The sequence below is a fragment of the Bacillus cereus group sp. MG16 genome (genome assembly GCF_040459875.1).
Classification (GTDB): domain Bacteria; phylum Bacillota; class Bacilli; order Bacillales; family Bacillaceae_G; genus Bacillus_A; species Bacillus_A paranthracis.
On the sequence record NZ_JARVHE010000001.1, the window covers coordinates 3,437,918 to 3,450,242 of the forward strand.

Consider the following 12,325-nt stretch of genomic DNA (forward strand, 5'->3'; position numbering starts at 1 on the left):
TGCCCTTGACTTCACTAATGATTAGTAGTTATCTGTAGCACCTTTTGCATCATTTAATACGATTGCAACACTAGCACTTGCTCCAATACGAGAAGCTCCAGCAGCTACCATTTTGTCTGCATCTTCACGTGTACGAACACCACCAGATGCTTTTACACCAACGTTTGGTCCTACTGTTTTACGCATTAATGCGATATCTTCAGCAGTTGCTCCGCCAGTTGAGAATCCAGTTGAAGTTTTTACGAAGTCAGCACCAGCTTTTACTGATAATTCACAAGCGCGTACTTTCTCTTCATCTGTTAATAGACAAGTTTCAATGATTACTTTTACAAGAGCTTTTCCTTTTGCTGCTTGTACTACTTCATAAATGTCTTTTTCAACAAGTTCGTCGTCGCCATCTTTTAAAGCGCCTACGTTGATTACCATGTCAACTTCAGTTGCACCTTTTGCGATAGCATCTTTTGTTTCAAATGCTTTTGTTTCAGTCGTGCTTGCTCCTAATGGGAAACCGATTACAGTACAAACATCTACATCATGTCCAGCTAGTTCTTCAGCAGCTAGCTTTACCCATGTTGGGTTAATACAAACAGAAGCGAATTTATATTCCTTTGCTTCTTCGATTACTTTCATAACATCTTCTTTTGTAGCATTAGCTTTTAAAATTGTATGGTCAATTAACTTTGCAATATTCATTATCTTCACTCCTCATATCTTTTAACAACTTCATTCTAACTCTTAGTTGAACAAATGTAAATATACTTTTGAAATTTTGTTCATTCTTTTTAAAAAGGAATTTCCTTCTAGTAAATAAAGCGCATTCTAACTAAGAAGTACTTCATATATAAATTCAAATTTTTTATATTAACAATGGTAGTATGTATCTCAATATCCATAATTATTTTAAAAAAGTCGATTTGTATTCAAAAATAATCCCATAATTCATACATAACAAAATAAAAGGCTTTCTCAAAATTAATATCTTGAGAAAGCCTTTTATTTCTAATCTTCTTTTTGATAATGTAACAATTCTTTCGCCGTATGCTGATCGATAATTAATACATTTGCATATCCGCCACGTAACGCACCATCAATTGCTTTTATTTTTCTATTACCACCAGCAACTAAAATAGATCGTTTCTTTAATTTCAGTTCCTCTAACTCAATTCCAATGGTCCGCTTATTAATTTCTTCACTACTAATATTTCCGTCCCTATCAAAGAATCGTGAACAAATGTCACCGACCGATTGTTTTTTGAGTAAACTCGTTTCATCCTTATCGAAATAACCTAATCGGAATAATAGCGCTTCGTCTCGCACTGTTCCTACAGTGAAAATTGCAATATTCGCTTGTTTCCCCATTTCGATAATGTGATGAATATGTCGATCCTGCTCTACTAATTCTTTTGTCACTGCATTATCAAATATAACTGGAAGAGGTAGATTTCTTGGCGTCGTTTGAAAAGCATCTGCAAATAATGCAATGGTTTCATTTGCATATGTATTTACACTCGAATGGCTAATACCACCTTTTAGCTGGACAACTTCTACACCTTTTACATGTTGTGGTACGATTTTTCTAGCGATTTCATACATCGTCATTCCCCAGCTTACACCAACGATATCACCGTTTTTAACCGTCTTTTCCATATACTCAGCTGCATATTTACTTATATACTCTGTAATCGTTGCATATTCTGGCACTGGGGAAAATACAACATGTGCTTCTAACAAGTTATATTTTTCTTTCAGTAAATTACCGACATTATCTAAATCAGCGAATGGATCGGCTATACTAATTTGAACAAATCCTTTTTCTTTCGCGTACTTTAATAACCTGGAAATCGTCGGTCTTGAAATATTTAATTTGTTAGCAATTTCTTGCTGACTATAATCTGATTGATAATATAATCTTGCAACTTCAACACTTAATTGTTGTTTATCTTTATCCATAGTAACTCAATACAAACCCTTTCCTGTATTTCCTTTTCGTTACAAGCATTATACAGCTTTATGCAAGAAATTTCGACTACTGAATTTTATATACCTGAACTTCTACTCCGCTTAGTATATACAATGAAATTTAATCAATGGGGAGTTTGTCCCTCCCCTACTGATTATCATCCCTCACAAATTGGGCGTTTACGGGCGACTTGTCTCCCATAATGTAGAATCTTTTTATTAAGCAAACAGGTCGGATTATTGAGAAACTCATTTTTAAAACTCAAATTAGTATGTAAGTGTGAAATAGTATTAGAATAAATAAGAGAAATAACCACTATTGATTATTTCTCTTTTCATATACATATTTATTTTTGGAAAAATAATCTAACCCCAAATACTAATAATACTGCGCCCGTAATACCCTCCATTATACGGTTCACTCGTTCTTTTTTTAAAAAAGTTCTTAATTGACGTATTAGCGAGATATAAAGCAAATACCATATTGCGGTCAAAGTCGTAAATGTGACTCCTAATAAAAGAAATTGGAAGAAATGATTTTGATTACTTACAATAAATTGAGGTAAAAAACTAAGGAAGAACACAGCAGTTTTTGGATTTAAAATTGCCGTAGTAAATCCTTGTCTAAAGCTGTTAATTGCCCCAATATTCTTAGAGTCCATTTCTATTGGACCTGACATATCTTCTTTTTTATGTAAGGCACTTTTAATTGACTTTACAGCTAAGTAAATTAAATAAAAAGCCCCAGCACATTTTATAAATGTAAATAACATAGCAAATTTCATTAGAATAGCAGAGAGTCCTAACGTAGCCATTATTGTATGAATCATCATTCCAGATATCGTTCCTAAAACTGTCTTTATCCCACCACTTTTACCATGCGAGATAGTATTTTTTGTAACTAGTGCAAAACCAGGACCAGGCATCATTATGATTAACATTGCTGTAAGGATAAATAATAGATAATTTTCCATGTTCTAGTATTTCCTTTCCAATTTTTAATTTTGCTTACAGTATAGCTTTTTTCATTAAAACATTAAATATAAAAGACTTGATCAGAAATTTATATATCAAATTACAAGTCCACCTCTCACAAAAACAGGATAAAAAAATAAACAGCAGAACTAGTCCACTGTTTACTTCGCTACGCCTTCATGTAATTTTTCTGTATAATCTTTTACGTCTTTCCAGCTATCTTTTGCTGTATGTAAATCTTCTTTTATAAACGTAAACTCTTCAGGAGTAATTCCTTTTACGTTTTGTAATAAGTTATTATATTTTGCCCCTACTGTATACCATTGATTTGATATGTTTTGCAGTGCTGTAATTGCTGCATCAATCGTTTCAGTCATATTTGTTGTTTTATTTTTTACATCTGTTAAAATTGCGACTTCTGCTTGCGCTCCAGAAATTCTATCTTTTAAATTAGCGATTTCTCGTTCTGCATTTGCGATATCTTTTTTCGCAACCGCAATCATCGGTCCGCCAGCAAGACATGTTATTAGAGCTACGCAAAGTACGCCACCAGCAATAACCATATCATTACTCTTTTTAATCGAATCGTTATATGTATTTATTTGTTGCTCTAGAGCTGGAATACCTGCATTCGTACTTGCCAATATCGCTGTTAACTGATTTGTATCCTCTTTGAAACTATTTGTATCTTTCGCCATTCTATCGCGAAAAGCTTTCAAATTTCCTAATAATCCATGTACCTCATTTTGATTCTTTACAATATCCGCATACAACTTTTCTAAATCCGCTTTTAACTTTCCGCTATCCTTTTGATCAATCGCTATTAACATGTCATTATAATACGATTGAAAAGTATTATTGTAATTAATAATATTTTGATCCGTTTTCATAATTTGAGGCTTCATATTATTTAACCAATATGCCGCATTAATTTTTGCATCTCTTTGATGCTGAATCATATTCCCTTTAAATTCACTATTAATCGAACTTATTTTACTTAAATCCGTCTCTTGTTGATTTTGAATTAATTTTGCATATGAATCCATTGCAAATATGCTTGATGTCGTTTGTGCCATTACATCTTGGAATCCAGCTGGTCCAAGAGAATAGTTTTTCACATTTTCTTGTAGCACCTTTACATTTTGTTCTGCTGCAAAAGGATGTAAAGGAAATGCGTTACTCGTTGCCACTCCAGCAATCATTACCGCTAAAAGACATTTTTTATAAAATCTTTTCTGCATATTTTCCACCTATTCTCTTTATAAGGATATCAAAAGCTCCTGCTCACAACTGAACAGGAGCTTCAAATCATTCATCAACACTTAACGCTCTAACGATTCGTATTCGATTATGCTTTTTTTGTGTCTACTACTTTAATGTCTTCAGCATAAATCTTTTCTGCATAGTCTTTAATGTTTTTCCAGCTATCTTTCGCAATGTTTAAATCTTCTTTAATAAAAACAAGGTCGTTCGGACTAATTGAATCTACATTTTGAAGTAAAGAATTGTATTTTGATCCCATTGTGTACCATTGATTTGAAATGTTTTGCAACGCCGTAATAGCAGTGTCAATTGTATTTGTTAAATATTCCGTTTGTGTTTTAATGTTTGTTAATCCTGCTACCTCTAATTGAGCAGTTGTAACTTGTCCTGTGATTTTTTGAATTTCAGCTTGTGCATTATCAAGCTCTTTTTTTGCTAATACGATTCCAGCTGTACCACCGCCTACAGCTGCTGTACCACCTGCAATTAACGCCACTCCTAACGGCGTTCCTGCACCTGTAGCAATAACTACTGCACCACCGATAATTGCAATTGGCCCTAGAGCTGTCGCAACTGATGAACCGATAATAATTGCATTATATTTACTAATTGCTTCATTGTACGTTGTAATTTGATTTTGCAATAGCGGAATTCCAGCGTCTTGACTAGCTAAAATAGATGTAATTTGATTTGCATCACCCTTAAAGTTTTGCGTATCCGACGTCATTTTATTTCGGAATTTCTTTAAGTCTTCTACTAACTGATCTACTTGCACTTTATTTTCATTAATACTACTTGATAATCTAGTTAATCCTTTCGTAAGCGTCGCTTTATCTTTTGCATCAACCGCAGCAACTAAAGTATCATAATAGTTTTGGAATTTCGTATTGTAATTAATGATATTTTGATTTGTTGAAATAAGCTGTGGCTTCAATACATCTAACCATTGCTTCGCATTTCCTCTAGCTGTATCCTGGTGCTGAATCACTTTTCCTTTTAAAGCAGCATCAACAGACGATACATTTCCAAAGTTAACATTACCTTGTTTAATAATTGTTAAAGCGTACAGATCCATTACTAAAGCGTTTGAACCTGTTCTTTCCATTGCATCTTTTAGGCCTTCTGGTCCTAATGAGTATTCCTCATAGTCATTATAAGCTTTTGCTACCGCATGAACTGGAACTTGTTTCACTGTACTTTCAGCTGCATACGTATGGGCTGGCATAATGTTTCCTGCTGCAAATACTGCCATAAGTGCTGATAGAGCCATTACTTTATAAGGTTTTTTTGTCATTTTTCTTCTCTCCCTATATCGTTACTTATTTTTAATGTACTTCAACGTTTGTAACGTAATCTTCAAATTGATTCGTTTGTTTATTCATTTCATCACTTACTTTTTTAATTTGGTTGAAATGTTTTTGTAGTAAACTACTATCTGTATATGTGCCTTCTTCAACATTTTTTTGAATTTGGATCATATTATTGTTTAAAACTTTCCAATCCGTTAACAACGTTTCTAATGTTGTAATTTGACGATCAATTAGTTCTGTAAAGCTACTTACTTGATCTTCAACGAATGTAATTTGAGTCGCCTCTGCTTCAGTTTGTGATAATTTTTGAATAAGTGGCAATAGCTCTTTTTGCTTTTGCTGAATGCGAAGAGCTGCTTCCCTCGTTTGACTATCGGCAGCATTTACAATTTCATTACTTAAAGTACCGATAGAAACGAAATCAATTGTTTTCGTTTGTGCAGTTTGATTTGTAATTGTAAATACTTGTTTACCGATATTAATAGAACCTTTAATAATTTCTTGAGGTCTATTCAATATAGTAGTTAGTTCAGCTTGAATTTCCCCTTGAATTCTTTTAATATCTTCTCTTAACTTCACAATATCTCCACTTGATCCTTGTAGTGTTTTTATTGCTTCATCAGCCTTTATCGATAAGTTATTACTATCTTTGTCTAATACTGTTTTAAATCGATTTAGCTCTAATAAATCTTGCTCCATACTCTCTTGGATGCTTTGTACTTGCAATTGTAATTTTCCATATGCGCCTGTAAAATCTGCTTTTGCCTGTTCATTTTCATTTACGTTTTCTGCTAGTTCATAGAGCTTACTATAATAGCTATTAAATCTAGTACTATACCTCATCATCTCTTGATTTAAGTCGATTAACTTCGGATTATATTCATCAATCCACTCTCTTACATTTGCCTTTGCAAATTTTTGATGATTCGTCAAACTACTCATCACGTTCACCTTAATGTCTGGCTGTTGTAAAATAACTAATCCATATGCTTGTATAAGTGGTGATTGTGATCCTAACATTCTAATTGAATTCGATAATGTATTTGGAGCAATTACATTTTGTGCATATACTGTTTTCACTTCTGTTTGCCCCTCCTTAGCGTAAGCGCTTACAGGAATAAAACAACTCGTAGATACTGCTGTAACCAATAACCCTGTAATTAAAGTCTTTTTCACTTTAACTCCTCCTATGTATTAGCAACTATTACTATCGCATTTTATTATTCTATTTTCTTACCCATAATTTGAGATGGTTAAAATAGAGAATGTTCTCACCGCAATCCATGTATGAACCACCTCTCTCGTATTGCTACAGTACTTACTTATCTTCACAAAACATTTTATTATTTTTTCATATGTGATTAGTATGAATAACATTGTATAAAATTTCTATTTTATAGCAATTTCCACATTCACACAGTGAATATATTACATAAAAATATTATTCATATTAAACTAAATAACGTACGTAAATATGAAATTCCGTTTTGTTTTCATATAAGTTTTATACTGTAAGGTCATTTAAACACAGCTATTTATATAACGTAAAGAAGTATTTTCATTCCCTTTATTTTCAAGCTTTCATGTCTTTATTTTAAAATATAATCCACTTTACTTTTTCAATTGAAATATCCATATATCACAACAAAAACCTCTACTTACTCACAGATGTAAAAATTATATCAATATATCTTTCAGATTCATATGCAATTATGCATAGCGTATACACAAAAAGGATAGCTTCACTTTCGTAAAGCTATCCTTAAAAAACCTTCTTATTTTTTCAAATGATATGGTACTGTTGTAATAACAACATTTCTTTTATAGAGTAAATACGCACGAATGAGTAAACTAGACTGATTATGAAGAATGTTATGCCAACCTTTTTTCGGAATGAATTGTGGTATAACGACCGTAACTCGGTAATTTGATTCACTCGCTTTATACTGTACTGTATCAATGAACTTTGTTAGCGGTTGAATAATACTTCTATAATGAGAATGTAAAGTAACAAGCCTTACTTCAGGTTGCCACTTCTTCCATTTCTCTTCAAATTTCTTTTCCTCTTCCCTGTCAAAAGCGACATATACAGCGATAACTTGATCTGCTGAAAGAGACTTTGCATAGTTCAATGAGTTTTCTACCACATGTGTCATACCAGCTACTGGAACGACAATTACATTTCCTTCAATCGGAACAATCCGTTCACAAGTTTTTAAACTTAGTTGGTCTCCTACTGCATCATAATGCTTCTTAATTCGGTGGAATAAGAAGATAATTACAGGTAAGAAAATAAGGATTGACCAAACTTGTGCAAATTTAGTTAAAAAGAACATACTCATTACGATAAAACTAATGACTGCACCAATTAAATTGACCGTTAATCGTAAAGCCCATCCTTCCGGTTTTTCACGAAGCCATTTTAATACCATACCACTTTGAGAAAGGGTAAATGGAATAAATACACCTACTGCATATAACGGAATTAAATGCTCTGTTTGCCCTTGGAAAGCTACAATTAAAATAATCGATGCGATTCCAAGTATAATAATTCCATTTGAGTAACCTAGGCGGTCTCCTCTAATCGTAAACATTCTTGGTATAAACTTATCTTTTGCAAGGTTTACTGCTAATAACGGAAACGCAGAATATCCTGTGTTAGCAGCAAGGATTAATATTAAAGCTGTTGTACCTTGTATGAAATAGTACATGAAATTACGTCCAAATGTTTGTTCAGCAATTTGTGAAACAACTGTTACTTCTTTACTTGGAGAAATTCCGTAATAATAAGCTAAGAACACAATTCCTGAAAATAAAACTGCAAGTAATGCACCCATTGCAAGCAATGTTTTCGCTGCATTGTTTGGCGCAGGATCTTTAAAGTTCGGAATTGCATTTGAAATTGCTTCAACACCTGTTAAAGCAGAACTACCTGATGCAAATGCTCTTAGTAATAAAAATAAACTAATCCCTGCAACTGGTGTTCCAATCGGCGTGTGTAAAGTTGGTGACACGTGCCCCGTTAAAATATTGTATATCCCTACACCAATTAATATAAATAGTGCCAAAACGAATAAATAAACAGGATATGCTAAAACGGAAGCTGATTCCGTTACACCTCTTAAATTTAAGATGGTAATAAATATAACAAATATAATCGCAATGATTACATTATGTGCATGTAAACTAGGAAAAGCAGATGTGAGCGCATCTGTACCTGCAGACACACTTACTGCAACAGTTAAAATATAGTCAACTAATAAAGATCCTCCAGCAATTAAGCCTGGATTCATCCCTAAATTTTCTTTTGATACAACATACGCGCCCCCGCCATGCGGATAAGCAAAAATAATTTGACGATAAGATAAAATAAGGGCCGTCAATAATACTAATACCCCGACAGCGATCGGAATGGAATACCAATAAGCGATCGCTCCAACACCTGCTAAAGCAATTATAATTTGCTCTGGACCGTAAGCAACTGATGACAATGCGTCAGAAGATAAAATAGCTAAAGCTTTCGTTTTATTAAGCTTCTGTTCTCCAAGCTCTGTTGATTTTAACGGTCTTCCAATTAAAAATCTTTTAATAGATGAAACCACTGCTGTCCACTCTCCAATAATTTTGTACGAACTTTTCTGCTAGTTATAGCGGATAAACGATTTCTTCAGAAAACAAAAAATGTCTACAAGCCATAACGAAATAGACTTGTAGACATTATTTTTTTTGTCGCACAAGCTCCACCTTCCTTCTCAATATAACGCTTACGAGGTTAGCTGTCGGATTCGGGCCTATGAGTAGCCCTACCTTTTTCAAGGATTCACCCCATTGGATTAAGAACTAATCCATAAGAACGGGTCCCCCGCACCATGCGGTTTCAGCGATTTAGAAAATTGAAACTGTGGATTATAATACTCCTTTATTTTCAAAATGTAAACAAAAATTTTTAAAAAGAAAAAATTAAAATGATTGCGCATAATCCGCTGGTAAATATACATAATGAATACTAAAAAATCAATAAAGGAGATCTATATGTCTAAAGAAAAGAAGCCTATTTTTTCCGATTCCTATTTAGATGCATTAGCAAATGAAATTAATCAATTATACGGTAAACGTGAACAGGAAATAAATTTGACAGATAGAACAAAAAGAAATAAATGATTTGTCATAAAAAAAAGAAAGCAATACACTTATATATTGCTTTCTTTTTTATTTTTTCATACATCCAATTGTATTGCTGATTTGTTAAAGGTCATTTCTTCATACACTTTCAAATTTTGATATACTACTCCTAATAATGGTGCTTCTATAGAAAATTGTTCCGCTACATCTAGTAAGTATCCTTGTAAGTGCTTCGCTTCAATAGACGAACCTTTTTCCATATCACGCTGCATCGATGACTTCATATTATACGAAATTTTATCAATTATTTTCATATGTTCTTGGACAATATTATCTTTAATTGGTGCTCCTACACATCTCATAATTTCCATACATTCTTCAAATAAGTTTTGGATAAAATCGCGTCCACCTTCGCTTTCACGAATCGGTCCTATCGGTGCCCGCATTAATGTTGTCACACCTGACATTACAGTAATAAATAAATATTTATGCCACATATCTTGCGTAATGTTTTCACTTAAAATAAAACTAGATTTCGTACCTGCAAATGCTTTAGAAATATGCTTTATTCTCTCTGAATCTTGAGACTTCATTTCTCCAAACACAAGTCTGTTGGCAGCGCTAGTTTGTACAATTTCTCCTTGATCGTTTAAAGTCGTCTCGATAAAGCATAAACCACCAATTACTTTTTCCTCACCGAATTCCTTTTGTAATAGTGATACATGAGCGATACCATTTAACAATGGAATAATCACAGTGTTTTCATCTACAAAAGGCTTCACATCTTGAATTGCCTCGTTTAAGTGATACGCTTTTGTTGAAAATAGAATCACATCAAATGGAGCAGTTTGATCTTCTTTCGTTATTAAATTTGGTTGAAAGGAAAAATCCCCGTTAATACTGCGGATTACAAGTCCTCTTTCCTCCAATTGTTTTTTCCTTTTACTGCGAACAAGAAACGTAACCTCTTCTCCCTTTTCTACTAAGCGACCTCCAAAAAAGCCTCCAACGCCGCCAGCTCCTAATACTAAAATCCGCATACAACATCCCCCTTTTCAAAATATCAATTTATAACTTTTAGTATACATAACATTATACATGTCCCCTACTAAATAAGCTGAATTTTCATTCTTAATCAAGTATAAAACAGTGGTTATTTTCAAATGAATTTGGGCATGTTGTTTTTATAGCATATTTGGAAAGGAAACAATGTAAATGGAGGCAATACATACAATCGAGGAAAAAGATGTAACAACAGCTATATTTCAATTTATATTCCCGTTTTCTTTTAAAACTGGTTATGAACAAAATATGTTCCCTTTCTTACAGAAAAATGACTTTCGTCCTTTTCGACTCGATCATCTTGAAAATGAAAATACATACTATGGAAAGTTTCAAGTTTCACATCAAAATATGGAAGCATACTATCTTTCATTTACAAATAAAATTTTATTTCCTCATTCAGAACATCAAAAGGGGTTACAGCGCTATTCTAAAGACCTTAACTTAACTGGACATTTAACAACAAATCTTATTTCCGTTCCATTTAAGATTCATTCTATTGACGTAACACTTTGTCCTTATGAGCTTGGCTTCTTAACAATTCGGACAGAAGTAGAGACCGCTCCAAACATGACATTATCAGAAGCAATTGAATTCGCCGCCCGCTTCCGTGTACTTGAAACTAAAAATGATACAAATGAAACGATTTGCATTGAATGTAATGGAAAAAAATATTCCCAAGTAGAAAGATTCATTTTTGGCTATTTATTTCATGGCGTAACAGATTTCTTTGAGAAGAAGAGATTAAGAAGTTCTTACTTTCAAACCTTTCCTTTCTTTGAAGATCAGCGAATGTACGTACAAACTTTATTATCTATAAAAGAAGATATGGAACTGAATGAAGTGGATGTTTATCGTACTTCTAGTCTTTCCGGGTTAACAAGTGATGGCAAGGCATATGTGAGTGCAAATAATCTGCCTTATATTCATGATTATTTAAAACAACACGCTTACCAAAGATGGGCTCCGAATCGCTATTTCATAATGGAAGAACATATATTCACATGTGTAACAAATGAAGGAGAACGCGAATTTACTAAACTTGCGAGTCAAATGTATGGGGAGTTTTATTACGCTTTATTATTAAATCTATTTCATAAAATTGTTTTATTGAAAATGGCAAACGCTTATGCTGAATTAAACATTGAACAAGATACAAATGAAATAGAGAAATTAATTTATTCAATCAATTCGTTTACGGCGAATTACTTTTCTTTAGAGCTAGTATCCCAATCACAGAGTGAAGATATTTTCTTTCGCTTAAGAAAGCTTTTTAACATTGAGATACTATACTCGAATGCAAAACAAAATCTTGATAGTTTGTTTAAATATCAAGAAAATGTTGCTTCAAAAAAAGATAGCCTTTTACTATTAATTTTAACGCTCTACTCTGTAGTAGGCCAAATGTTAGGGTTTACTATGATTGATCTGTTAAGAAACACCGATTCAAACAAAATATCATCGCCACTTGAATTTTTCGCGCTTCTAATAGCAATTAGCGGCATCGTCATTTCACTTATTTTAGGTGCGCAAAGTTTATACCAGTGGGGTATACAACATAAACGAAGAAAAGCGTGGGTAAAACAAACTGTACTTTCTGCTGTGAGAGAGAAAGACGATAAGAAGTAAAGAAG

At 33.2% G+C, this 12,325-nt stretch carries 10 protein-coding genes and 1 riboswitch; of the genes, 2 read left to right on the forward strand and 8 right to left on the reverse strand.

Annotation, left to right across the window (positions count from 1 at the left end):
* Nucleotides 1-21: 21 nt before the first annotated feature.
* The 7 genes from deoC to QCI73_RS17800 form a co-directional block, all read right to left on the reverse strand.
* Nucleotides 22-693: a deoxyribose-phosphate aldolase gene (deoC, locus tag QCI73_RS17770; RefSeq protein ID WP_001017431.1), complete on the reverse strand. Its 672-nt coding sequence runs from the start codon at nt 691-693 to the stop codon at nt 22-24.
* A 306-nt stretch (nt 694-999) separates the two neighbouring features.
* The gene (locus QCI73_RS17775) at nt 1,000-1,950 is read right to left on the reverse strand and encodes a DNA-binding transcriptional repressor DeoR (protein WP_353823451.1); all 951 of its coding nucleotides are present in this window, start codon (nt 1,948-1,950) and stop codon (nt 1,000-1,002) included.
* 356 nt (nt 1,951-2,306) lie between these two features.
* The gene (locus QCI73_RS17780) at nt 2,307-2,933 is read right to left on the reverse strand and encodes a LysE family translocator (protein ID WP_353823452.1); all 627 of its coding nucleotides are present in this window, start codon (nt 2,931-2,933) and stop codon (nt 2,307-2,309) included.
* A 162-nt stretch (nt 2,934-3,095) separates the two neighbouring features.
* The gene (gene nheC, locus QCI73_RS17785) at nt 3,096-4,175 is read right to left on the reverse strand and encodes a non-hemolytic enterotoxin NHE subunit C (protein ID WP_353823453.1); all 1,080 of its coding nucleotides are present in this window, start codon (nt 4,173-4,175) and stop codon (nt 3,096-3,098) included.
* Between the two features lie 107 nt (nt 4,176-4,282).
* Nucleotides 4,283-5,491, reverse strand: coding sequence for a non-hemolytic enterotoxin NHE subunit B (gene nheB / locus QCI73_RS17790; RefSeq protein WP_353823454.1), 1,209 nt, complete (start codon nt 5,489-5,491; stop codon nt 4,283-4,285).
* A 31-nt stretch (nt 5,492-5,522) separates the two neighbouring features.
* On the reverse strand, nt 5,523-6,683 hold the full coding sequence (gene nheA / locus QCI73_RS17795) for a non-hemolytic enterotoxin NHE subunit A (RefSeq protein ID WP_353823455.1): 1,161 nt from the start codon (nt 6,681-6,683) through the stop codon (nt 5,523-5,525).
* 599 nt (nt 6,684-7,282) lie between these two features.
* The gene (locus tag QCI73_RS17800; RefSeq protein ID WP_353823457.1) at nt 7,283-9,109 is read right to left on the reverse strand and encodes an APC family permease; all 1,827 of its coding nucleotides are present in this window, start codon (nt 9,107-9,109) and stop codon (nt 7,283-7,285) included.
* Nucleotides 9,110-9,253: 144 nt separating this feature from the next.
* A riboswitch (cyclic di-AMP (ydaO/yuaA leader) is annotated at nt 9,254-9,400 on the reverse strand.
* A 139-nt stretch (nt 9,401-9,539) separates the two neighbouring features.
* On the opposite strand from QCI73_RS17800, the gene QCI73_RS17805 reads away from it, so the two are divergent.
* The gene (locus QCI73_RS17805; RefSeq protein WP_000031869.1) at nt 9,540-9,668 is read left to right on the forward strand and encodes a hypothetical protein; all 129 of its coding nucleotides are present in this window, start codon (nt 9,540-9,542) and stop codon (nt 9,666-9,668) included.
* A 56-nt stretch (nt 9,669-9,724) separates the two neighbouring features.
* Here QCI73_RS17805 and panE read toward each other — a convergent pair whose 3' ends face one another.
* Nucleotides 9,725-10,669, reverse strand: a complete 945-nt coding sequence (gene panE, locus QCI73_RS17810; RefSeq protein ID WP_353823458.1) for a 2-dehydropantoate 2-reductase — start codon at nt 10,667-10,669, stop codon at nt 9,725-9,727.
* A gap of 175 nt (nt 10,670-10,844) precedes the next feature.
* Between panE and QCI73_RS17815 the strand changes: the two genes are divergently transcribed.
* Entirely contained in the window at nt 10,845-12,320 is a 1,476-nt protein-coding gene (locus QCI73_RS17815; protein ID WP_353823459.1) for a hypothetical protein, read from the forward strand.
* Nucleotides 12,321-12,325: the final 5 nt, after the last annotated feature.